Origin of the sequence: Paraburkholderia sediminicola, from assembly GCF_046026675.1 — a bacterium.
In the GTDB taxonomy this organism is placed as follows: domain Bacteria; phylum Pseudomonadota; class Gammaproteobacteria; order Burkholderiales; family Burkholderiaceae; genus Paraburkholderia; species Paraburkholderia sediminicola_F.
This window is the reverse complement of record NZ_JAQQEY010000002.1, coordinates 86947-111480: the sequence shown is the minus strand read 5'-3', so window position 1 is coordinate 111480 and position 24534 is coordinate 86947. Positions and strand designations below refer to the sequence as shown.

The window sequence follows — 24534 nt, the reverse complement described above, 5'->3', positions numbered from 1 at the left end:
ACCGGCGCGCTCGAGGCGCGCTATTCTTTCCCCACCCGCAGAAGGTGATATTCGATGACATCAAATAGCCGTCGCCGTTTCCTGCAGACCGTGGCTTCATCCGCCGGCGCTGCCGCCGCGCTGACCGCGCTGCCCGAGTCCATTCGCAATGCGCTCGCCGTGCCCGCGTTTTCGCGCACTGGCACGATCAACGATGTCGAGCACATCGTCGTGTTCATGCAGGAGAACCGTTCGTTCGACCACTACTTCGGCCATCTGCGCGGCGTACGTGGTTACAACGACCGCTTCCCGATTCCGCTGCCAGGCGGTAAGCAACCCGTGTGGTACCAGCCGTCGAAGGAGAACGCCGCGCAACCGGTGCTGCCGTTCCATCTGAACACGGCGACGACCAGTGCGCAATGTATCGGCGACCTCGACCACTCGTGGTACCCGACGCACTACGCGATGAACAACGGCGCGTACAACCAGTGGCCCCAGTACAAGACGGACATGACGATGGGCTACTACCTGCGTAGCGACATTCCGTTCCACTATGCACTGGCCGACGCGTTCACCGTGTGCGATGCGTATTTCTGCTCGCTGCCGGGGCCCACGCACCCGAACCGGTCGTACCTGATGACCGGCATGGTCGATCCGACCGGCACCATGGGCGGCCCGCTGCTCGACAACAACGATTTCGTCGACAACGACGGTCCGCCGGCTTATCAGCTGCTTTCGTGGACCACGTATCCGGAGCGCCTGCAAGCTGCGGGGATTACATGGCAGGTGTATCAGCAAGGTCTGACCGGCGCCGATCCGTTGAACGGCAACTACGGCACCAACGTGCTGCAGAACTTTGCGAATTTCATCAACGCGCAGCCGGGCAGCGCGTTGTACGAGCGCGCGCAGACGGTGCGCACGATTGCGGACCTGAAGAACGACGTGCTCGCGGGTAATCTGCCGCAGGTGTCGTGGTTATGCCCGCCGGCCGCGTACTCCGAGCACCCGAGCTATACGCCCGCATATGGCGCGGAATACACGTCGCAGATTCTCGATGCGTTGACGTCGAATTCCGAAGTGTGGAGCAAGACCGTGCTGTTCATCATGTACGACGAGAACGATGGCTTCTTCGATCACCTCGTACCGCCGCAACCGGCGACGACGCCGGCCCAGGGACAGTCGACGGTCAGCACCGATGGCGAAATTCACAACGTGGTGAATCCAGGGCGTGGCGGCAGCTACACCGCGGACGGCTTGCCGTATGGCCTCGGCCCGCGCGTACCGATGACAATCGTGTCGCCGTGGAGCAAGGGGGGTTTTGTGTGCTCACAGGTGTTCGACCACACCTCGGTGATTCGCTTCATCGAAACGCGCTTTGGCGTCCATGAGCCGAACATCACTGCATGGCGCCGTGCCGTGTGCGGCGATCTGACCACCGCGTTCGACTTCCGGACGCCGGACTCCTCCGTACCTGCGCTCCCGGACACGAGCAACTACCAGCAGATCGCCAACGAGTGCACGTCGCAGCCGAAACCCACGGTGCCCACCACGCCAGTGGCATTCGACCCGCAGGAAAGCGGTATCCGTTTCGCTCGTGCGTTGCCGTACGAGTTGCACGTGAACGGTCACGCGGATGTGAAGAAGAACACGTTTGACATCGCGTTTGCCAATAGCGGCAATCAAGGCGCGCATTTCTACGTGTACTCGACGAATCGCACGGATGGTCCGTGGCGTTACACCGTCGAAGCCGGCAAGTCGCTCAACGAGAGTTTCGATCTGACGACGACCAACGGTGTGTACACGTTCGAAGTGTTTGGGCCGAATGGTTTCGTGCGCAAGTTTGCGGGGAATGCGCAGACTGCGACGGCGCAGACTGCGCAGGCAGCCTTCGGCGGACATGGCAACAACAAACCCGCCCAGCCGGAAATCAAGGTGCAATACGACGTTGCGAACGGCAATGTGTTTATCAAGTTCAGCAACAAGGGCGGCGGCATTGCCCGCCTGACGGTGACGGACAACGCGTATGGTGCGCGCACGCGTCCAGTGCTGGTGCCGGCAGGGGCACACATCGAAGAGGCCTGGGTGCTGGCATCGAGCCATCACTGGTACGACTTGACGGTGACGAGTAATGACGACGCCAGCTTCTCGGTTCGTCTGGCTGGGCACGTTGAGAATGGTCGGCCGAGTATTAGTGATCCGGCGGCTGTGGCGCCGGTGTTGGTGGTGAATTAAAGCAAGGTGATGATGGATGGGCTTCGGTTGGGCGGCTGCTTTGTTGGGTCGCTTGATCGAAGCTCAGTTGCTCCGGGCTATTACGGCGAAAGAAAATTAGAACGGTCTTAGGCCGATTAGCCAAAGCTAGATAGTTAGCTTAGCAAAGTGAATTTTAAGAGACGAGCGCATTTATAATCTGGCGGTCGTCAAAACAATGATGACCGGGTGTGAGAGCCCGACTGTTCCGATCGCATAACCTGTTGTGCAGGTGCGTGCGTTTGCCTCAGCGCGTCTTCAACGGGCGGGTGATGGCGAGGGGGCCGCAAGGCTCGCCGGCTTGTCGGGACACCGGTCTCTCAACCTCGCCACGTGCCCGCCCACCCGTTTGCAGCGAGTGTCGGGCGATTTCGAGAATCAACCGGAAATCGCGCCATGAACAAACCCGCTGAAGCTCCATTTATGAACCCTCGCCTTTCGGTGAAGCCCGCTGAATATAAGCGACTTGCCGGCGAGGTATTGGAAGCAACCCGCACGTATGTGGAACGACTTTCATCGCTGGCTATGCTAGCGAGGACGCTGCGCAAAGGTATCGCGATGAACCATTGCGACCGTCGCGATCAGATGTTGCTTGCGGAGTTGTTGGAGCGTACGGCACAGCAGTACGAAACCGAGGCGAACATCGAGCGAGGAAAGATCTCAGTCGTGATGGCCGATGCGGAAGAAGCGGAATCGAATGCTGCGCGCCGAAGGAAAGGACTGGGTGAATCAGTGGCGCCGCGCACGAGAACGCGCAGGAAGGTCGGCTCCGGTGCAACGGTGCCGGCATAACACACGGCTGCGCTCTACACGAATTAGCGGATAGCGTTACAGTAAATCTTCGCAACTGCTAGCCGCTGAGGGCGCCATGGACCGCAAAGCATTCACTGAAAGCCTGACGAAAGACGGATTCCCTGAGGCCGTCGTTGTGACGCGGGAGGCGAATATCACGATGGACGTACACGAACATCCGTTCGAGGCGAAAGCGTTGATTCTGGAAGGCGAGTTGCACGTACGCGTGGGCGACACGGAGCAGGTATATAAAGTCGGCGACGTCTTCCAATTACCGGCGAACAAGCCGCATGCGGAGCGTTACGGTCCGAATGGTGTGACGTATCTCGTGGGAAGGAAATAGGAGGCGCGCGTGTAGGCGAGGCGCCTCGAGCTGCATGCTCCTACGCAAGCAAAGGGGCCCCCGATGCGGCTACGATAGCCCCCGACTCCAGTTCGGCTGCAAACTGCGCGGCCCCGCGGCACACACCTGACTATTGCTGCGGAACCTGTTCCGTACGCAGATCCCCGGCATCCAGACGCCCCATCTTCGCGGCCAGTTGAAGCCGCGCCGCACGCCAGTCGGTTAGCGCCTGGATGCGCTGCTGCTTTGCCTCCGAAAGCGATTTCTGTGCGCTCAGCAGTTCCAGTATGTTTCCCACACCCGCCGCGTACCGATGGTTTGCAACGTCGAATGACCGCTGCGCAATCTGCTTCAACGTAGCCGTGTTCCCCACATTCCGAATGTTCGTCTGCAGTGACTGATAGCTTTTCCAGACATCGAGCCCGACCTGCTGGCGAGCTTCATCGAGCGTGTTCTCCTGGACCTCCACTTGAGCATGTGCTCCACGCACCTTGTACTTCCGGCTCAACCCCTCGAACAAGGGGATCTGCACCTGTACGCCAACATACCAGTCGTGCCCTGTCGCGGCCAATTGAGGCTGGCCCAGCCCCAGACTGGCGGGCTGGTTGTTCTGGCTGTACTTCGCGATCAGGCTGAAGTTGGGCAACCCTTCGGCGCGTGTCTGCTGTTCGCCGGCAATTGCCGCGTCAAGCTTCGCCCTGGCCGCAGCGATAGCCGGGTGGGCGCTTTGCGCTTCCTCGATCATCGCGGCGACCGACGCTTTGAAATCCTGGTCTGGCACCACACCATCTTCAGCTTCCGGCATCTTAATTGGTTGATCCGGACTGAGGCTCATATCAGAGGCGAGTGTGCCAAGAGCGGCTTGCAAGTCGCCTTCAGCCTTCGTCCGGTTGAACGTCGCCTGCGCATATGAAGTCTGGGCCTGCAACTGGTCGGAAATCGCTGCGACACCGCGGGTCACGCGTGCTGACGCCGCTATAAAGCTGTCACGCACGATACTTTCCGTTTCCTTCGCCAGAGCCCACTTGCCGGTTGCCGCCTGCGCTGCGTAGTAGTCTGTTGCCACAGTGGAAAAGACGGTCTGCAGAGTAGCATCCTGGTTGGCCCGCGCAGCCGCGAGCAAAGCCTGTGCATTGGCAAGCGCGGCCTTTCTGCCGCCAAAGTCATACAGCACCCAGTTCGCCGAAACCGAACCGGAAAAAACCGTCGAGCGGTTCGCTGAACTCAGGCGAGGATAACCCCTCACGTCCGTCACGGAGTGTTCGCGCACGTCCTGCAGGTTGGCCATCAAGTTCGGCAGATAAGCTGACTTTGTCACGCCAACCGCCGCGGCCTGCACCTTTACATTCGCCCAGGCTTCCCGCGTTTTCGGGTTTCCGCACAAAGCGCGATTCACCGCCTCCGCCAGAAGCAGCGGCGTATCGAGCGGCCCGAACTGACAGGGATGCGCGGCGTCAATATCTGAAAATGCGCTCGCAGGGGTTCGGGAGACCAAGACGTCGGTGCGAAACACATCGATTGCTCCGGCCATACCCGGAGTGGCACCCAATATCGATAGCCACAGCGCCGCCCTTAGCGTGCAGACGTACCCGGGCCCTTTGCCATTGACCCGTTCAACGTTCACGCAGGCTCTCCCCGGTTGTCTGCATCAGCGGATCAAGGAAATATCCGGCAACGCTGCGCCGCCCGGTCTTGATTTCCGCCGTCACCTCCATGCCCGGAGTGAGATTGATTGATTTGTTATTGATCTGCATCTGATTGGTCGGCAGGCGAATGCGCGCCGTAAACGTCAGGCCCAGCTTCCGGTTCCTGTCCTGCATTGCGTCGTTCGATACGGACGTGATCTTGCCGATCAGGTAGCCGTACCGTGTATACGGGAACGCTTCGATCTTGACGATGGCGTCCTGCCCAACATTGACGAAGCCCACGTCCTTGTTCTCAATGCTTGCTTCGACTTCCACTGTGTCGTCCGGCACGATCTCCATGATCGATTGTGCCGTTGTGACAACTCCGCCGAGCGTATGTACGGCCAGTTGCTCGACCGTTCCCGAAACCGGTGCGTAAAGTGTCATCAGTTCCTGTCGCGTCACGGCCTTGGTTTCGTCAGCGCGGTTCTGTGCAAACTGCTGTTTTGCCTTCTCGAGTGCATCAAGCTGTTCCCGAGAGAATTGCGAGCTTGTCACCTGGATCGCCGCCTGCTGTTCCGCTACAGAAGCGGCAAGTTCGCGAGCGTGACTCTGCTGCGCGGCGAGTTCATGCTCCTGTTCGAGCGCGGTCTGCTCCTTGCCGAGATAGTCATGCTGCGCGACGTATTGGTCGCGTGCCAACTCACGGTAATCCTCGGCTGCGCTACGCGCCAGTGGTGCAGTCGCACGCAGTTTGGCCACTTGTTGTTGGGTCGTCGAGAGTTCGGCTTCCCGCTTAAGAAGCTCGGCCTGCGACGCGGCGAACTTGTCTGCGTATTCCCTGTACAGCCCTTCGGTGAAATTCTGCGCCTGGACCTGTTGCTCGGACGATGCGCCATCCACGGCAACCAGTGCCGGGACGTGCCCGGTTTTGACCGCATCCAGTAGTGCGGTCGCCCTGCCGGCCGCGAGTGCTGCATCGATCCGCGATGAACGGGCCTTGTCCGCGTCAGCCGCTGCCTGTGTCGCGTCCAGAACCAGCAATGCCTGTCCCGCATTGACGCGCTGACCGTCACGAACCAGAATCTGCCGCACCACGCCGGTTATCGCCGGTTGAATGATCTTGACGCGCTCGTTGGGAACAAACTTGCCCTTTGCCGTCACGACGATATCAAGCCGACCAAGGATGCCGATCAGCAGGATCAGCACTGACAGGATCACCAGAATGCGCATTGCCCAACGAGGCGCAGGGTGAACAGGTGTTTCAACCAGTTCGAGCTGGGCCGGCTGGAAAGTCAGTTCGTAACTGAGCTTTTCGGGAGCATCAAGTTGGTCGCGAATCGACCACCCGGCCCGCCATATACCCGCGTACCGACGTATCAGATCAGCGAATGCCTGCAGATGGAGACGCATCATCAACTGTTCTGCAAAGAAATAAGGTGAGCGTAATAGCCGCCATGCGCGAGCAGCGCGTCGTGCGTCCCACGTTCCACAATCCGTCCCTTGTCCATCGCGATGATCTGCGTTGCATGACGCACGGCGCTCAGGCGGTGGGCGATGATGATCACGGTTCGTCCCGCGCAGATGGCTCGCATGTTGTTCTGGATAATGCGCTCGGTTTCGAAGTCGAGCGCGCTGGTCGCCTCGTCGAAGATCAGGATGCGTGGATTGGTAAGCAACGCCCGTGCAATCGCCAGCCGCTGGCGCTGGCCGCCTGACAAATTGCCGCCATGCTCCTCGACAGGCGTATCGTAGGCCTGCGGCAGTTCGCAGATGAAATCATGCGCGCCGGCCAATTTTGCGGCCCGCATCACAAGTTCAAGTGGAGCGCCTGGATCGGTTAGTGCAATGTTCTCGCGGACCGTACGGTTAAAGAGCGCGTTCTCCTGCAATACAACGCCCACCTGTCGGCGCAACCAAGCAGGATCGGCGAGCGCAAGGTCGATGCCGTCGATACGTACAGTGCCCTGCTCGGGCAAGTAGAGTCTTTGCAACAGCTTCGTGAGTGTGCTCTTGCCAGAGCCTGAACGGCCAACAATGCCGATCACTTCGCCCGCGCGCACGTCCAGGGCTATGTCATTGAGAATCGGTGGACCGTCCGCCCGGTACCGGAAACGGATATTCTCAAACTGGATGTTGCCTTGCACTGCAGGCAGTGCCTGGCGGCTTTGCGGCAATTCGTTGCGCGTGTTGAGAATGTCGCCCAGTCGTCCCATTGAGATGCCGATCTGCTGAAAGTCTTGCCATAGCTGCGCGAGACGCAGGACCGGCGAGGCGACGTGCTGCGACATCATGTTGAACGCAACCAGTTGACCTACAGTCAGCCGACCGTCAATAACCAGCTTCGCGCCCAGCAGCAGCGTGGCGAGCGTGACCAGCTTGCCGACAAACTGGATAAGCTGCTGGCCCACATTTCCAAGTGCTGTCACCCGGAAACTCGATGCGACGTAGGCCGCGAGTTGCGTTTCCCATCTTTTGATGAACTGCGGCTCGACGGCCATTGCCTTGACCGTTTCGATGCTCGAAACGGTTTCAACCAGAAACGACTGGTTGTCCGCGCCGCGTGCGAATTTTTCATTCAGACGGCGGCGCAGGGCCGGCACAAGCATGGCTGAAATGATGGCGTAGAGCGGCAACGACGCGACGACGATGAGCGTGAGCCACACGCTGTAGAGGCACATCACCCCGATGAAAACGAACGAGAACACAAGATCGATGACGGCAGTCAGCGCCTGCCCCGTCAGGAAGTTGCGGATATTCTCCAGTTCTCGTACGCGCGCTACGGTATCGCCCACGCGCCGGGCCGCGAAATAGGGCAACGGCAGGGCCACCAGATGGCGGAACAGACGCGCGCCAAGCTCCACGTCGATCCGGTTGGTGGTATGCGAGAAAGTGAAATTGCGCAGACCCGTAAGAAGCACCTCGAACGTGGAACTGACGAAAAGCGCAACGCCGACAACGGCGAGGGTGCTGTAGGCGCGGTTTACGAGCACCTTGTCCATCACTACCTGAAACATCAGTGGCGAGACGAGCCCGAAGATCTGCAGGACCAGCGACACGCCGAGCACTTCCAGCAATAGTCGCCGGTATTTGATGATCGCCGGAATGAACCACGAAAAATCGAATCGCGCGAGTTCACCGGCGAGCGAAGCCCTCGATGTGAATAGCAGCATGCGGCCGGTAGTACGGAGCGCCAGTGTGTCGAGTGGCATCACGGTAGGAGCGAGAGCATCGGCCTCGAGAACAAAGACCGTCTTGCCGTCGCAGCGCGCAATGATGAAATGCTTGCCGTCCTTGTCAAAAGCGAGTACGGGTAAAGGTGTACGATCAAGCCGGTCGATTCGCAGCGGCGCTGGCGACGCCTTCAGACCGATCGAGCGAGCGCCCAGAACGAGCGCATCGCTGTCAAAGCGCTCATTGCTGCGCGCCGCGGAATGACGTAACTGCGCGGCGTCTGCGGCAATGCCATGAAATCGCGCGATGACGACAAGGCATGCTAGTGCCGGATCGTGAACGGGCTTGTCGTGGGGAGCAGTATCAGAAGCTGGGGCGGACGCGGAAGGCACCGGCTGGTCGAGTTCAGGAGCGTTCAAGGGGCATTGAGTTTTCTGGCGTCCGCGACGCAATAGGCCGCGGACGCCTGAACAGCGGATGAAGGGAGCGTTAGTGCAGGTTAGCTGCAAGCGTTGCTTGCGGTGGCTGCTGGATCGCATCCAACGTCTGCGAACTGGCCGCTGGTTGCACGCCGTAAGATGCCATGCCCGCGATCAGGTTATTGACTTGCCTATCAGCGAGAGACACGACGCCATTCGCCATATTGAGCAATTGCTGTCTGTTCCATGTCGTGCCATCGGCGAACTGCACTGTCTGAACGCCGTAGCCGCTGCCGCTCATAAATGAATCCAGCGTGATCTGGTCGCCCGCGATGCCATCCGTGAGCACAATGCCGGAATTGCTTGAGCTCTTCACCGTGACGGATGATGCGCTGATTCCCGCGCCCAGTTGCAGCACGTTATGGGGCGCGCTGCTGGAGTCATACTCATCAATCTCAAGTTTCCCGTAGCCCGCATTGAAGATGAACGTATCGCCGCCGCCGCCGCCCCGAACATAATCGTTGCCGCCTTTGCCATCGAATACGTCTGCGCCGGGGGTCCCATACAGTTTGTCGTCGCCCGCAGTGCCAGTTGTCGCCATCTGGAGCAGTTGCTGCCTGTTCCATGTCGTGCCATCGGCAAACTGGACCTCTTGCACCCCCCAGTTGCTGCTGCTCATAAACGAATCCAGCGTGATCTGGTCGCCTGCGATACCGTCCGTCAGCACAAGGTTGGAATTGCTTGTGCCTCTCACCGTAATGGATGACGCGTTGATCCCCGCGCCCAGTTGCAACACGTTATGGGGCGCGCTGCCTGAATCATATTCGCCAATCTCGAGTTTTCCGTAGCCCGAATTGAAGATGAACGTGTCGCCACCGCCGCCGCCCTGAACGTAGTCGTTGCCACCTTTTCCATCAAAGACTTCCGCATTGGACGTCCCGTAGATCGTGTCGTTGCCCACAGTACCGGTTGTCGCCATGCGGAGCAGTTGCTGCTGTGTCCAGACCGTGTTATCTGCAAATCGCACCGCCTGAACGCCCATGTTGTAAAGGAGCATGGCCGAGTCGAGGGTGATCTGGTCGCCGGTTATACCGTCAGTTAGCACGATGCCGGAATTGCTGTTCGTCCTCACTGAAACGGATGAAGCGCTTATTCCAGGGCCGAACTGTAGGACGTTGTAAGGGCTGCTGCTCCTGTCCGACTCAGAAATTTCCAGTTTTCCGTAACCCGCGTCGAATAGGAACGTATCGCCCCCGCCGCCGCCCATGACAAAGTCGTTTCCGCCCTTGCCATCGAACACTTCCGCGCTGGTGGTCCCGTAAAGCGTGTCGTTGCCTGCTGTTCCGCAGAGTGCGGCCACCTGGATCAACTGGTATCTGGTCCATGTCGTGCCGTCCGCAAATTGCACGAACTGAACGCCCCCGCCACCGTCGCGCAACTCTCCCACCAGCGTGATCTGGTCGCCGGCCATACCGTTAGTCAGCACCATGTCACCGTTGCTCAAGACTTTGGCCTTGATCGATGACGGGTCGATTCCCAGTCCAAAACTCAGTGTATTGGCGGGTTTACTAGAGTTCGGATCGCTTTCGCGAATCTCCACAACACCGTCACCGGCAGAGTAGTGGAATACGTCGTTGCCCGGCAACTGGACAGACGGGTCATTGCCGGCATGCGAGCCGATCAGCACGCTCACGCCCGAACCGGCATAAAAATCGTGGTAGATCGTGCTGCAGGTTTCTTGAATGCGACCGGAACTGTAGAAACTGATTTGCAACCCTGAAGCAATGGCGTTCGCAACCGACGCGATGGTGTCGTTCGTCGCCGCAGCAACGTACTTCTCAAACAGAGAGTCCGACATGCCCATGTCAAAACGCGCTGCGTCTGCAACGCGTAACAGCAGATCCCATGAGGCGAGATTCGCGGCGGTAATTGTGCCGAGACGTTGGAAGGCTGCAGCTAGCGCTGGTGCGAATGTCGCAGTCGCCTGGACCGTATCGGTGGAGGCGTCGTACCTGAATTCGGGCGCTACGCTCGCAGCCAACGGCGATTGCAAAACAAGGCGCGCCAACGCCGCGTCATACAGATCATTCCAGCTTTGTTGCAAGTAGGCCGCCGCCCTGATTCCAGGGTTGACACCGTCGCCGGTCGAATTGAACGACCGGCCCAGGTACCGGTCTACGAAGCTGAGTTGCCGTGCGTCAATCGAGCCGCCCCGTGACGTGGGGTCCACTTGAGTAACCCCCGCCCACTGGAAGAGAATTGCCTGGGCCGCCGATTCGATACTTGAGGGGCTTGTACCAACTGGCAGGGCAACAAAGGCCTGCACCAGATTCTGCAAACCCTGGTCGAGCGACATCGCTGAGCGCAGGTCCCGCAACGTCCCTGCGCCGGCCAATTGAGGGAGCAACGCGGCAGTCGCTGTCACTTCCACTGGCGTAACCGGTTTGGTGTTCATCGTGCTGTTGGCGAACCACGCATCAGCAATTTCGCGGGTGGTGCCGTCCGCCAGCGTATAACTGCTAATCGAACTTATCCTGTTGCCTGCGATCGTCTCAGTTACCGCAGTGGCATTCAGGTTGATCGAAACGATGCCGAGTTGACTGAGCGTGTAGAGTTCGCCTGAATCAGAGGCGCCGTTCCCGTTTGCATCGACCCACACCCGCAGGCTTGCAAATGCGGGATCTGATGCATCGATAACGTTGTCGTGATTGGCGTCGAGCTTCCGCAGGATGTCAAACCCATCGGTCGTTTCGTTGCCGAATAGCTGGGTAATATTCGTGATGCTCCGGTCGTCCGGATCGAAACAGAGCAGCCCCATGCCGGCACCGACCCAACCGGTTTGGCGGGCAAAGCCGTCATTGACCAGGTCGAAGTAGGGGGAACTTGTGTTTAGCGGTGTCAGGTTGATTCCCGAACCGGTCAAGTCGAGGACAAGCGGGCTGATAAGTGCGTCATCACCCGGGTATTTGCCCATCGCGGCACCCCCGGCGCCGGATTCGGGTCCTTTCCCGCCAGCGCCGGGTGCGCCCGGCTGACCGGAATCCGGCGAGCCGGTACCTAACTGGGACTCGATGTCATTGAGTAGATTGCTGATTTCAGCTGCGGCTGCTTTTACTGCGTCTGTAACTGCGTTGCTTGCGGTCATCGCCAACAATCCCGCCGCAGCCGTAATCGCCAGGCCGAGACTGGCAATGGGCGCCATCGCTGCCGATCCGGCCATACCAGCAGCCGCTATTGCACCAGCAGCACCCGCGATCACCGACCCAATGGTGTTAACCACGGTCGAGACGGAACTTGTCACTGCTAGGCCTGCAGAGCTTATTGAACCCTGATTGCCAGACGCGACTGCATCGTTGTAGGCAGTCAGCGAACCGGACATTTTGTCTATCTGATTCCCGAGGTTTTCGATCGCCGTCACGATCGAATAACCGGTGCCGACTACCGAGCTAAGCGTCCCTAAACCTTTATTGTCAGTTAAGGTCGCTTTAGCACTGGCAACTGCCGTACCGATGGCGACAGCCGTCCCTACTTTGTCGCCCCCAGCCGCAGTCTCAGCGATCTCAGCAATCGATGCAGTGGTATCGAAATAGGGACCAAAATAAACAAATGATGAATAGGTTGGCATTGTGTTGCGGTCCCATTTAAAGTTATTTGAAATTGAATAGAAGTATTGACGGTTTGAATTGTTTTTGATGAAATAATATATATTAATATTTTTCGTTACCCTCTTTTCCTGTGAGAAGCCACCTCGCCATGTATCCGCGATAAGGTTCGGGAAGAGAGTTGCCTTTGGTATAAAGGGTTCGAACCGTTGCGCACATATCTTCATCGTTCGCTGCCTTCAGGCCAGTCAACCCGGAAATAAATGCCGTGGATTCCGGCTCATACATTGATCTTGCGATTTTCAGAACACCCCGCGTTGCGTTTTCAGTTGACAGCACGATGAGCGGCGACCCATTCAGTTGTGCCTCGATGGCAGCTTCGTTGACAGCGAACCATGCTTTCGCTTCGTCGTCGCTAAACGATTCCATGGCTGAAGAAGCTTGGACTACGAACTCCATGGCGTTGAGTCCTCCTTTTAGAAACGTGCTGCACATATGGGCGTCCAGCAACGGCAATATCTTGGTCATAGCGGACAGTCGCTGCTCAAGCAGATCAGTGGATAATCGGGGTACTCCCTTTGCCGCTAGCTGGCCGGACAGCCTCAACAGATGACCCGGAGTTGGCGAGTCGCTGAGAGCCGCCAGTTTCCTGTTATTCAGAACCCATTTGCGGAATTCATCGAACTCACCGTGCATCGGTGACGACGCCGAATATGGATTCATCGATACGTCAAGATCGTCGGCGTTTACGTTGGAATTGACGATCCTGGCATCACTTTCCTCCGGCGCACTGACCGTAGTCTTTCGTGTATCTTGCTTCTCTATAAAAAGGCATCCCAGAGAAAACGCTATCAGGGAAATGATGATCAAGGCGGCAATGCCCAGGTACTTTCTTGTGCAATTCATTTATCTTATTCCGGTGCTATCCTAACCATGTATCGGAACGGTGAATAGGTGCTGGCGTGGCAGGCTTCCGCCGTTGGGGCACTTTTTATCGTGTTCTGCAATCATCGAAGAAACGTTGCGCAACGGTCTACCCGAAATTTCTGCATTGGCGCCAGGAATGGTCAGATGCATCGAAACTTGAAAGGCGGCATCAGATCTGTTCGCATTCCTCATTCTTAAACAGCCCCCCGTCAGAGTTTTTGCTGCCCATCTTTTCCAGTAAGAAGCAATCTCGCCATGTATCCCCGATACGGCTCAGGCAGAGAATTTCCCTTGACATAAAGAGTGCGGGCCGTCGCGCACGCATCCTCGTCGCTCTCTGTCTTCAAATTGGCCAACCCGGAAACGAAAGCTCTGGATTGCGGCTCATACATTGAATTTGCAGTTTTTAGAATAGTCTGTTTCGCGTCTTCGGCTGAGAGCACAATAATCGGCGACCTGCCTAACTGAGCCTCAATGGCAGATTTGTTGATAAAAAACCATGCTTTCGCTTCGGCATCGTCGAATGATTCGATGACCGGAAAAGCGTAGCTTTGGAACTCCGACTCGGGCATCTTTCCTTTGATATATTTGCTGCACATATGTGTATCCAGCGACGCTAATATCTTGTTAACAGAAGACAGGCGTTGCTCCAGTAAATTGGTCGGCAACCGAGCCATCCCACTGTTTACCATCTGGCCGGATCGAAGTAATTTATCAACCGGCCCGACCGCACCAACTTCATCGGCCAGCTTCCTGTTATCTAACAACCATTGGTGAAATTCCTCTGCCTCGCGGTATGCAGGAGATGTCTTCGAAAATGGATTTATCCATACCGTAGCATCGCTGACCACGATCTCCTTCACATCCTGTTTCGGCGTCAGATGGCAGCTGTGGAGAAATGCTGTTGTGGCGCAGATAACCACAATCACACCGAATAGAAATCTCGTCATTAATTTCATTTATGTCATTTCAATGCTGTGTTACCCGCGTCTCAGAACGGTGAACAGGTGCTGGCGCGGCAGGCTTTTCCCGCTCGAGCACTTTTTGGCGTGCCTCGCAATCATCGAAGAAATGATGCGCAACGGTCCACCGGAAATTTCTGCATTGGTGCCGGGAATGGTCAGGCGCATTGAATAGAGCTATCAATTGGTTGTCTGTGTTGCGTGGGCAGGCAGGCGGATTGTCGTTCGTGACGAGCGGGACCGCGACACAATGCGAGTGCGTGATGGAGAAATCTGATCGAATGAATTGTTGGTCTTCCAGAGAGGACAGCCGCTATACGCGGGGATCGATTACAGGCGCGTGTTCGTCCGAACACCGCATTTCTGGCAGGCACACACTGGCCTACGAAGCTGAGCTGCCGTGCGTCAATCGAGCCGCCCCGTGACGTGGGGTCCACTTGAGTAACCCCCGCCCACTGGAAGAGAATTGCCTGGGCCGCCGATTCGATACTTGAGGGGCTTGTACCAACTGGCAGGGCAACAAAGGCCTGCACCAGATTCTGCAAACCCTGGTCGAGCGACATCGCTGAGCGCAGGTCCCGCAACGTCCCTGCGCCGGCCAATTGAGGGAGCAACGCGGCAGTCGCTGTCACTTCCACTGGCGTAACCGGTTTGGTGTTCATCGTGCTGTTGGCGAACCACGCATCAGCAATTTCGCGGGTGGTGCCGTCCGCCAGCGTATAACTGCTAATCGAACTTATCCTGTTGCCTGCGATCGTCTCAGTTACCGCAGTGGCATTCAGGTTGATCGAAACGATGCCGAGTTGACTGAGCGTGTAGAGTTCGCCTGAATCAGAGGCGCCGTTCCCGTTTGCATCGACCCACACCCGCAGGCTTGCAAATGCGGGATCTGATGCATCGATAACGTTGTCGTGATTGGCGTCGAGCTTCCGCAGGATGTCAAACCCATCGGTCGTTTCGTTGCCGAATAGCTGGGTAATATTCGTGATGCTCCGGTCGTCCGGATCGAAACAGAGCAGCCCCATGCCGGCACCGACCCAACCGGTTTGGCGGGCAAAGCCGTCATTGACCAGGTCGAAGTAGGGGGAACTTGTGTTTAGCGGTGTCAGGTTGATTCCCGAACCGGTCAAGTCGAGGACAAGCGGGCTGATAAGTGCGTCATCACCCGGGTATTTGCCCATCGCGGCACCCCCGGCGCCGGATTCGGGTCCTTTCCCGCCAGCGCCGGGTGCGCCCGGCTGACCGGAATCCGGCGAGCCGGTACCTAACTGGGACTCGATGTCATTGAGTAGATTGCTGATTTCAGCTGCGGCTGCTTTTACTGCGTCTGTAACTGCGTTGCTTGCGGTCATTGCCACGAGTCCCGCCATAGCGGAAATCGACAGACCGAGACTCATAACTGGGGCCGCTGCCGAGATTCCCCCCGTCGTGATCACCGCGTCAGCAATGGCAGCGACTATCGATCCAATGGTATTTATGACCGTCGCGACTGAATTGATTAGGTTTAGGGCCTCCGAACTTATTGCTCCTTGATCGCCGGCTGCTACGGCATCGTTGTAGCGGGTCAATGCTGTAGACACTTTTCCGACCTGATCCGGCAATTTTGTTACAGCCGTCGCTCCCGTGCTTGTGGCGCCAATAGTCGTGTTAAGCGACGCGAGATAGGCGCTATCAGTGAAGGAATTCGCGCCGCTGACGATTGCCGTCGCGGCGTTGACAGCGGCTCCTTTCATATCTCCAGTGGCAGCAGACTCGATAGTCGTAGCAAGCGACGACACGGCATCGGTTATTGGGCCAAGAATGCCTCCGAGGATGGAAGATTTCAAGTTCGAGTCCTTATTTATATTACAGAGAACGTGATACAAAAATCAGACTGGCTTACGCTGCCCGTCGGGAGGAGAGGAATCAAGGCTTTTGATGCCCATCTTTTCCAGTTAGGAGTAGTCTGGCCATATACCCACGATAGGGTTCGGATAGGGAGTTTCCTTTGGAGTAGAGAGTCTGCGCTGTTGCGCACGCCTCCTTGTCGCCCTCAGTTTGTAGGTTCGCTAACCCCAAGCCGAACGCTTCGGCCTGCGGTTCATACATCAACTCCGTAGCGGATTGGTAGGCACGCTTGCCCGCCTGATTGTCGCGTCTGGCTTGCTGATGTCTGTCGCCCACACCAATGCAGCGACAGAAGACCAATGCATGCATCTATTTTTTAAGTCCTTAGGAATTCCAGGCACCCCGGAATGCGCAGTGCAGGTCGCGGGCACTATGCCCCCGTCCGACGGACCAGACGATATTTACAACCCAATGAATTACTACAACTGCGGACACTATATATCGGACTACTGTGCTGGTGCGACAGGAGGTTCTCCGCCAGACGATACCTGTCCGGTAAGCGATCCTGTATTCGCTGCTAGCGGTGTTGTCACGACAACGGAGAATGATTTTGTCAGCGGCGATGAGATTCCCGTCGCATTCACGCGCACTTACCGCTCTGTACCTTACCCACTAAACACGAATGCTGTTGGGGCAAACTGGGTTCACAACTGGCAGCGCAAACTGGGAATCGTTGGCAATGGAGACAGTGCGGAAAAGGTCAATGCGTACCGGGCAAACGGTGAGCCAATAACCTTTACCCTGACGAACGGCACATGGCGAACCGCGACCTTTAGCGGCTTGACACTTGCTCGGAATGGCGCGGGCTGGTCGCTGACCGATCTTGTGACCGAGATGGCAGAAACCTATTCTGCACAAGGCGTTCTATTGTCAGAAAAAACCAAGACCGGGTTCGTCAGGACGTTGACTTACAACGGATCGGGGCGGCTTTCTACGATCACGCAACACGGCCCCGGAACCCAAGCGGTCTATGACCTGATCCTTCGACTCGAATATGACCAGAACGGCCATCTCGCGCGACTGATAGATCCTGCAGGCGGCATCACGCAATATAAGTACGGTCTGTGGGGCAATCTAATTTCCGTCACCTGGCCGGATGGAAGCGTACGCCAGTATGTCTATGCCGATCCTTACTCGGAACGCGCGCTGACTGGAATCATTGACGAAACCGGATCGCGCATCGCAACGTGGACATACGACGCACAAGGCCGGGCGACTGCTGTCAGCCATCCTGACACAACAAAAAACGTACAGTTTTCCTATGGATCGGGGACGACCACTGTCACGGATAGCAATGGTGCAAGAACGCTTTCCTTCTCGACCATAGCTGACAAGGTCCGCCCAACCGGCAGCAGTGGTTCTCTATCGGGCGGAATGACTTGGGACTCATCGGGCAGTCTCCTGACGACGACCGCGCCGGGACGCAATGCCGTCTACAGCTACGACCAAACTGGTCGTCCGGTGAAAGCAACCGTGCGAACCTCTTCCGCCGTTGCGGTCACGTCGGTGCAGTACGCCGATGCAACGAGCCTTCATCCTGCGTCAGTCGCCATGCCGGGAAAGTTGATGTCATTCGTCTATGACGCCAATGGCAACGTCACAGGGTATAGCGAACGCATCACAAATGACCTGACAGGTGAAGCCGGTTTCGATGCTACCTGGGACGGGCTGCAACAGCGAACCATTGGTGCCCGGTACGACCAGTTCAACCGGCTTGCCGAAGCGATCACTTACGTTAACAACGTTAAGACTTCGGATTGGGTCTACTTCTACGACGAAACCGGCAATCTCAACACTGCGCAGAATATCGTATCAAGGTGGCTCTTTGGTAACCAGGATCGCGATGCTGCGCACCGCGTTACCTGGCAAACTGGCAACTACCGCACGGCACGCATTACTTACGACGCGCGGGGGCGAGTTAACCAATTCACATACGATGAGCAGCCGATAGCTCAAATCGGCCGGGTTCGTCGTCTACTGACCGTAGATTACGGCTACTCACCCGATGGTCACGTGGTATCCCGCAACGGTACGGTAGCAACCAGTGGTGGGGCTGCGGTAGCAATCAGCAGTGACGACACCGACAAATGGCTCGATAACTATCAGGCCGGCCTTGATCCCGTAGGTCCCCCGGCCACCCGCCTTGGCTGGTTGCGGTCGAACACGTCCGACGCAACGCCAGTTACAAGCGCTGTGTGCGTGGATTGCGGGTTCATTCAGGCGCGTCTTGCATGGTCGCTGTTCCTGCACGACCTTTATTTCAGCGCACAGACGGGCAAACCCATTGAGGACGATCCGGTTGAAATTCAGGTTGCGGCGCAGAATCAGTTACCGTTTCCGGTATTGACTCCCAACCTGTCTCAACGGAGTGCGCTCTATGCAAAAGTGTTCCCGAGCACCGAGGCTCAAACATCCGGCTTCGTGAAATGTAAGGATGATTCGGATTGCGGCACAGTTAGAACAGCCTGCCGGAAAAAGTGTTCCTTGTCGGCGTTGCCGACCGGTGATTTCGGAGTCAAATTCTGGAACTGCGTTAACGACTGCGCCGAGCTTTCAGGGTGTCCACGAATATAACGCGCACAATGCTTGTCAGCGTAGTGCCGGAGCAGGCAATGTCCCGGCCGCGAACGTCGGGCTGCATAGATTAAATTGGAGTAGAAACATGATTAAAGATAAGGCATTGGCCCTAGAAGTGTGCAACCGTATGTTGAAGATAAACGGGTCGCTCGACGAAGCGATTGTCTTTGTTCAAGCGCATTGCTCCACCGAGGAGCTTGAAATTTTCAAGCAAGCCATGGGAGAGGTCATGTACATGGTGTTCGAGCAGGCGCTTATCCCTATTTACAAACAACACCCGGACCTCGTTCCGGAGGGGCAGCGTGTAAGCGGAATCACGGACTAAGTTAGGCTTGAACGAAAGAAGGCGCGAGCAATTCGCGCCTTCTTCTTTGCTGCGGCGTGATGGCCGAGCAGTTCGGTGCGATGGTGGAATTGCCCCGCACAGGGGCGATTGCAAAGAAAGGCACCGTCGCAGGCGAACCACAAATGCTGCCGTCAAAGGCAAAAAACTCACGCCCCCAACAAAACCCCCGTCCTAAACGCCCGCGTCCCAGTCACCCGCCCCAACGGCGCGCCAGCCGTCACAAACCGAATAGCGCGCCGCATATAAAACACCCCTTCGGTGTTACTAACGAGCGTAGTAGTCTCATCAGTCAACGGATCGACGATATCGAACAAAGCCTGTCCGACGCGAATCGTGTCCCCGATCTTCGCGCGATGAATGAGAATCCCGCTAACCGGTGCATAGAACTGCTCGCTGCCAGCAAGCGGCGTCGCAGGCGACAACAACTCGGGCAACGGCTTAGCAACATCAACCCGAATCGCCTTCCGCCAACCAAGATAATCCACAATCGCGTCAGCATCCTCCTGCGCCACTTCATAAGACACATCCCGCTGCCCACGGCATTCCACTGTCACAGCAATCGCCCCATTGGGCACCGGCTTATCAGCGGGCATTTCCTGCTGCAACTTCCACCACGACAAACTGTGAGTCTCATCAAACGACTCCCCGCCTGAGTTAGTAGCAAGCAACGACGCTTGCGCACCCAAATACCGCGACAAAGGCTCAAACTCAGGCCATGCTGCCTCACTGGTATAGAGATGCATCGCCGCTTCCAAAGAACAATGCAGATCGATCACCACATCCGCATCGAATGAGAGCTTGAGCAACGCCAACTGCAAAGACTCGAATTCAGTCAACGGTTTCTGTTCAGCCAACTCAGCAGCGATCAGTTCACGAACAATCCGCCGATTCTCGTCAGCATTCGAACCTAGAGCCTCCTTAGCTCGCGCTACGAGCTTGGAGAACTGCATGAAATGTCGATTAAAGTTCTTGCCACTGCTCAAATCGAAGCGCCCAAGAAACTGCCCGAGCACGTACTGCCCAAGCCCGACAGGATTCGCCACCGGCACCAGCACGATTTCCGCGTTCAGCGCGCCCTGCTTCTCCAGTTCGAACAATCGACGCTTAAGCAAAACCGTCGTCAACATCGCCGGCGTTTCATCAGCGTGCAGCGACGACTGGATATAAATCTTCTGTCCGCTATCCGCGGGACCAAAATGAAACGACACCAGTTCGCGGTGCGTGCCGATAGCCGGCGATAGAAGCGGAATCGATTGCTTATTCATGAGAGCGGGAAGTCTGTAAAAGAGATATCAAGCGGAAAATCAATTGCCGTACGGATCGAAGTCGAAGTACTTCTTTGCGATCTGCGCGTACGTACCGTCCTTGCGCATCGAAGCAATCGCCTCGTTAATGGACGCCTGCACCGCAGTCTCATCTTTACGCAAACCGATGCCGACCCCACGATCACCCATCGAAAGCGGCTCGCCGACAAACGCAAAGCCCTTCCCCGCCGGCGTACGCAAAAAGCCGTAGTCGGCTTCGACGGAGCCGAGCAACGCGCCATCAAGACGACCGTTCTGCAAGTCGGCGAACACCTCATCCTGGCTCTTATACGCGACCACATGCGCGCCAAGCGTCGCCCAGTTCTTCAACGCGTACCCCTCGAACTGCGTCCCCGACTGCACGCCGATCTGCTTGCCGGCCAACGCATTCATACCGCCCGCAAGCGCCGAGCCTTGTCGCGCGATCAGCCGCGATTTGAACTGAAACAGCTTCGACGAAAACAGAATCTGTTGCTCGCGTTTCTCCGTGATCGCCATCGACGAAAGGATCGCGTCGATCTTGCGCGCCTGCAACGCGGGAATCATCCCCGAGAACTCGAGTTCGACCCATTGGCAACGCGCATGGATGCGCCGGCAGATTTCGTTGCCGAGATCGACGTCGAAACCTTTGAAGCTGCCGTCGGGCGCCTTGGCGTCCATCGGCGGATAGCTCGGATCGATGCCGAGGCGCAGCGTGCCGGATTCGGCGCCAAACGCACCACTGCTGAAAGCCAGCGTGGCGCTCAAGATCATCAGCGGGATTTTCATGGGAGACGGGTGTGAGTTGGGCGGATTACTGCAGGGCAATCCTATGCCGCTGCCGCGCCTCAAAGAAGTCTCGAAAGTAATATCATGATCACTTTTACCGATCACAGAGATTCTTCATGGCGCTGACGATCTCCCAGTTGCGCGCATTCACCGCCGTGGCCGAGCACGGCAGCATCCGCGCGGCCTCGCGGGCGCTCGGCATCGCCCAGAGCGGCATCACGCAGCAGTTGCAGAACCTCGAGTCGATGCTGGGCGCGACCTTGTTCACTCGCACGAACCGCGGGATCGCGCTAACCGCGCTCGGCCAGCGGCTGTTGCAGCGCGCCGGCGCCATTCTTGGCGAATGCGAGCGGGCCGAACAGGAAGTGCAGCAATTGCGCGGCGACTACGCGGGCGAGGTCACGTTCGGCATGACCACCGAGCCGCTCATCGACGCTTTCGCCCCGGTGCTGATGGAGTTCCGCGCGCGCTTCGAGCGCGTTGCGGTGCATTTGCGCACCGGCACCTCACGGATGATGATTGCGTGGATTCGCGAAGGCACGCTCGATTTCGCTGTCGCGCTAGTGTCGAAACATACCGACACGGCCGATCTGTCCGTGACGCCGCTCTATCCGTCCGTTCCGGTGATCGTCTGCCGTCGCGGTCATCCGAAAGCCGGCGCGACCTCGCTTGCCGAGCTCGTCGATTGCACATGGGTGGCCACGCGCTCACCGAATCTCACCGACGATCCGCAAGTCAACCGCCTGAACCATCTGTTCGAGAGCCACAGCTTGCAGCCGCCGAAAATCATCGCGACGGTGGAAGGTCTATACGAAACGCTCCATCTGGTTGGCGCGACGGACTGCCTGTCGCTTGAGTCATCGATCGTCGCGAAGCGCGGGCCGTTTGCGAGCACGCTCACGTCGATCAATGTGCACGAGCGCGTGATCGAACAGAATGTGTGCCTGCTGCAGCGCGCGGCGATTCCCGTCACGCCCGCTGCGCAGGAACTCGCGACGATGATTGCGTCATATACGCGCACGGTGAGGGCGCGATGAAGTCGGGTTCGCGCAGCGTGGCGCTGAACGTTGAGGACCTGCACGCCGCACCGCCCCATCTCGCGCCGTACGGCCGGCACGCGCAAGGCTCACCGCAGGCCATCAGCACTGGACCGCGCGCGGGCACCTTAGTCATGTACGTGGTGGGGCCGGGCGGCGCGACGATCGAGTTGAGGCAACCGCCGGCTTGATGCTGCCTGTCCGGCTATGCGGCTATCGACGTGCTCAGTCCAGCGTTTCGAGCGCGATCAACTCCTCGATGGTCTGCCGACGCCGAATCAACCGCGGCGTGCCGTTCTCCAACAACACCTCAGCCGCCAATGGCCGGCTGTTGTAGTTCGATGACATCGACGCACCGTATGCCCCGGCGTCATGAAACACGATGAAGTCCCCCACTTCTGGCGTCCGCATGGAACGGCTCGTGACGACACCACCCGCCTCCTGCGTGAACACATCGCCTGCCTCGCACAACGGTCCGGCCACCGCGAAAGAGCCACATGGCGCTTCGCTCGGCATGCCATTACCCTTCACCACCGTCATCTCATGATGGCTGCCGTAAAACGACGGCCTCACCAGATCATTGAATCCCGCATCCACCAAGGCGAACTGTCGGTTCGGCCGCCGGCTCAGCGCGTGCACCTCGGCAACCAGCACACCCGCTTCGGCGACCAGAAAGCGCCCCGGCTCGATTTCGAGTCTCACGCGATGCCCAAGATGCGCTTCAATCTTCCGCCGCGCCGCATCCCAAAGACAGAAATAATGCTCGACGTCGATCCGCGGCTCGCCTTCGCTGTACGGCACCGACAAACCGCCACCGGCCGAAATGGCTTCGATATCGTGGCCTAAGCCTTGCACCGCTTCGACCATCGCATCACACACGCGCGATAGATGCGTGTAGTCGACGCCGGAGCCGATATGCATGTGCAGCCCGACCAACTTCAGGCCATATTGCCGCACCATAGCGATCGCGAGCGGCACGTCATCGAGCCAGATGCCGTGCTTGCTATGCTCGCCGCCCGTGTTGGTCTTGTTGCTGTGACCATGGCCGAAACCGGGATTGATCCGCAACCACACACGGTGACCATGAGGCGCATGCTGTCCAATACGTTCAAGCATATCGAGCGAACCGGCGTTGACCGTGATGCGATGCTCGATCACGGTGGCCAGCGTCGCGTGATCGACAAGGTCAGCCGTAAAAACAATGCCCTCTGGATCGCCATCCGGCTGGAAACCCGCCGCGAGACTGCGCGCGATTTCGCCCAAAGACACCGCATCGACCATCGCGCCTTCGTCGCGCATCAGCTTCAGGATACGCACGTTCGAACACGCCTTCTGCGCGTAGCGAATCACGTCGAAGCTGCGCAATTCGGCGATACGCTGGCGGATCACGTCGGCGTCATAGACCCAAAGGGGCGTGCCGTACTTATGCGCAAGTTCGACGAGTTGCGGTGGATTGAATGGGGTCACGGTTGGCGGCTCTCTATATCGAAGCATTAGTGTGAGCAACATGATGCTGAGAACCGGTCATTCAGTAAAATACCTATTCTTCACGAATCCATTCATTTCTGATATAGACATCATGGCGCTCACTCATCGACATATCGAAGTCTTCCGCGCGTTGATGACGGCAGGCAGCGTCACCAAAACGGCTGAGATGCTGTTCACCTCGCAGCCCACGGTAAGCCGCGAGCTTGCGCGCATGGAACAGAGCATCGGTTTTGCCTTGTTCGAACGCGTGCATGGGCGGCTGCGTCCGACCATGTCCGCGTTGACGCTGTTCGATGAAATCAAGCGCGCGTATATCGGGCTCGAACGGGTGGCGTCCACGGCGGCAAGTCTGCGTGAATTTCAGGGTGGTCAGCTTTCCATCATCGCGTTGCCCGCGTTTTCGCACTCGATCCTGCCAGGCGCGGCGAAACGTTTTCACGATGCACAGCCCGGCGTCAGCCTCTCGATCGCGACACAGGAGTCGCCCTTTCTCGAAGAATGGCTGACTGCGCAGCGCTACGACCTCGGCTTGACCGAACACGGCACGCCACCCGCCGGCACACGCCTGACGCCCTTGCTCGAAGTAGACGAAGTCTGCGTGCTGCCCGATGGGCATCCATTGCTCGCAAAGCGCGTGATCGAACTGAAGGATTTCGCGAATCAGCCCTTCATCAGTCTGTCGTCGAACGATCCGTACCGGATTCAGATCGACGAAGCCTTCACGCAAACGGGCATCGCGCGCCGCCAGATGATCGAGACGCCCACCGCCGTCTCCGTTTGCAGTTTCGTGCGGCAAGGTCTCGGTGTGGCCATCGTCAATCCGCTTACGGCGTTGGATTTCGCGGGTCGCAATCTGCATATCCGGCCGCTCGCCGTGTCGTTGCCGTTTCGCGTGAGCGTGGTTCATCCGGAGCATCGTCCGAGTCATCCGCTAGTTGGCGCATTCATCGACGCGCTGCAAAGCGAGGCCGCCGCGTTAAGAATACAATTAAAAACCCACTCAAAACGCAAGCAGCAATAAGGGCGCTATTCGACAAACAAACCGCGCCACGTT

General features: G+C 57.8%; 18 protein-coding genes. 8 read left to right on the top strand and 10 right to left on the bottom strand.

The annotated features are described in order from the left end of the window. Positions 1–54: 54 nt before the first annotated feature. From PQQ86_RS20270 to PQQ86_RS20260, 3 genes are all read left to right on the top strand, one after another. Positions 55–2211 carry a phosphocholine-specific phospholipase C gene (locus tag PQQ86_RS20270; RefSeq protein WP_408270697.1) on the top strand — a complete coding sequence of 719 codons (2157 nt, stop codon included), beginning with the start codon at positions 55–57 and terminating at the stop codon, positions 2209–2211. Positions 2212–2625: 414 nt separating this feature from the next. Next, the gene (locus PQQ86_RS20265; RefSeq protein WP_408270694.1) at positions 2626–3021 is read left to right on the top strand and encodes a hypothetical protein; all 396 of its coding nucleotides are present in this window, start codon (positions 2626–2628) and stop codon (positions 3019–3021) included. Between the two features lie 76 nt (positions 3022–3097). Further along, positions 3098–3364 (top strand): cupin domain-containing protein, encoded by a 267-nt coding sequence (locus PQQ86_RS20260; RefSeq protein ID WP_408270691.1) that lies wholly within the window; start codon positions 3098–3100, stop codon positions 3362–3364. Positions 3365–3494: 130 nt separating this feature from the next. Here the strand turns inward: PQQ86_RS20260 and PQQ86_RS20255 are convergent, their stop codons facing one another. The 7 genes from PQQ86_RS20255 to PQQ86_RS20225 form a co-directional block, all read right to left on the bottom strand. After that, positions 3495–4988, bottom strand: a complete 1494-nt coding sequence (locus PQQ86_RS20255) for a TolC family protein (RefSeq protein WP_408270689.1) — start codon at positions 4986–4988, stop codon at positions 3495–3497. Continuing rightward, a complete protein-coding gene (locus PQQ86_RS20250) occupies positions 4978–6405 on the bottom strand; it encodes an HlyD family type I secretion periplasmic adaptor subunit (RefSeq protein WP_408270686.1) in 1428 nt (475 codons plus the stop codon). Before PQQ86_RS20250 ends, PQQ86_RS20255 begins: the two co-directional genes overlap by 11 nt. Further along, positions 6405–8555 (bottom strand): type I secretion system permease/ATPase, encoded by a 2151-nt coding sequence (locus tag PQQ86_RS20245; protein WP_408279248.1) that lies wholly within the window; start codon positions 8553–8555, stop codon positions 6405–6407. The genes PQQ86_RS20250 and PQQ86_RS20245 overlap by 1 nt, the downstream gene beginning before the upstream one ends. 97 nt (positions 8556–8652) lie before the next feature. Then, positions 8653–12207: an SPM autocatalytic domain-containing protein gene (locus tag PQQ86_RS20240; RefSeq protein ID WP_408270683.1), complete on the bottom strand. Its 3555-nt coding sequence runs from the start codon at positions 12205–12207 to the stop codon at positions 8653–8655. Positions 12208–12289: 82 nt separating this feature from the next. Further along, the gene (locus PQQ86_RS20235; RefSeq protein WP_408270680.1) at positions 12290–13090 is read right to left on the bottom strand and encodes a hypothetical protein; all 801 of its coding nucleotides are present in this window, start codon (positions 13088–13090) and stop codon (positions 12290–12292) included. A 230-nt stretch (positions 13091–13320) separates the two neighbouring features. Continuing rightward, positions 13321–14070 (bottom strand): hypothetical protein, encoded by a 750-nt coding sequence (locus PQQ86_RS20230; RefSeq protein WP_408270677.1) that lies wholly within the window; start codon positions 14068–14070, stop codon positions 13321–13323. A 161-nt stretch (positions 14071–14231) separates the two neighbouring features. Further along, the gene (locus PQQ86_RS20225) at positions 14232–15899 is read right to left on the bottom strand and encodes an SPM autocatalytic domain-containing protein (RefSeq protein ID WP_408270675.1); all 1668 of its coding nucleotides are present in this window, start codon (positions 15897–15899) and stop codon (positions 14232–14234) included. Between the two features lie 472 nt (positions 15900–16371). Here PQQ86_RS20225 and PQQ86_RS20220 point away from each other — a divergent pair, with 472 nt between their 5' ends. Together PQQ86_RS20220 and PQQ86_RS20215 are read left to right on the top strand one after the other, a co-directional pair. Further along, positions 16372–18534, top strand: a complete 2163-nt coding sequence (locus PQQ86_RS20220) for a DUF6531 domain-containing protein (RefSeq protein WP_408270672.1) — start codon at positions 16372–16374, stop codon at positions 18532–18534. An 88-nt stretch (positions 18535–18622) separates the two neighbouring features. Then, positions 18623–18862 (top strand): hypothetical protein, encoded by a 240-nt coding sequence (locus tag PQQ86_RS20215; RefSeq protein WP_408202972.1) that lies wholly within the window; start codon positions 18623–18625, stop codon positions 18860–18862. Positions 18863–19029: 167 nt separating this feature from the next. Here the strand turns inward: PQQ86_RS20215 and PQQ86_RS20210 are convergent, their stop codons facing one another. Both PQQ86_RS20210 and PQQ86_RS20205 read right to left on the bottom strand, forming a co-directional pair. Beyond that, positions 19030–20148 (bottom strand): succinylglutamate desuccinylase/aspartoacylase family protein, encoded by a 1119-nt coding sequence (locus PQQ86_RS20210; RefSeq protein ID WP_408202971.1) that lies wholly within the window; start codon positions 20146–20148, stop codon positions 19030–19032. 39 nt (positions 20149–20187) lie between these two features. Beyond that, on the bottom strand, positions 20188–20955 hold the full coding sequence (locus PQQ86_RS20205; RefSeq protein WP_408202970.1) for a transporter substrate-binding domain-containing protein: 768 nt from the start codon (positions 20953–20955) through the stop codon (positions 20188–20190). A gap of 116 nt (positions 20956–21071) precedes the next feature. On the opposite strand from PQQ86_RS20205, the gene PQQ86_RS20200 reads away from it, so the two are divergent. Together PQQ86_RS20200 and PQQ86_RS20195 are read left to right on the top strand one after the other, a co-directional pair. Continuing rightward, positions 21072–21992: a LysR substrate-binding domain-containing protein gene (locus PQQ86_RS20200; RefSeq protein ID WP_408270667.1), complete on the top strand. Its 921-nt coding sequence runs from the start codon at positions 21072–21074 to the stop codon at positions 21990–21992. Then, positions 21989–22183, top strand: a complete 195-nt coding sequence (locus PQQ86_RS20195) for a hypothetical protein (RefSeq protein WP_408202968.1) — start codon at positions 21989–21991, stop codon at positions 22181–22183. The genes PQQ86_RS20200 and PQQ86_RS20195 overlap by 4 nt, the downstream gene beginning before the upstream one ends. A gap of 34 nt (positions 22184–22217) precedes the next feature. On the opposite strand, the gene lysA is transcribed toward PQQ86_RS20195, so the two are convergent. Continuing rightward, a complete protein-coding gene (lysA, locus tag PQQ86_RS20190; RefSeq protein WP_408279246.1) occupies positions 22218–23486 on the bottom strand; it encodes a diaminopimelate decarboxylase in 1269 nt (422 codons plus the stop codon). A gap of 85 nt (positions 23487–23571) precedes the next feature. Between lysA and PQQ86_RS20185 the strand changes: the two genes are divergently transcribed. Then, positions 23572–24501, top strand: a complete 930-nt coding sequence (locus PQQ86_RS20185; RefSeq protein ID WP_408270662.1) for a LysR family transcriptional regulator — start codon at positions 23572–23574, stop codon at positions 24499–24501. The last annotated feature ends 33 nt before the right edge of the window (positions 24502–24534 follow it).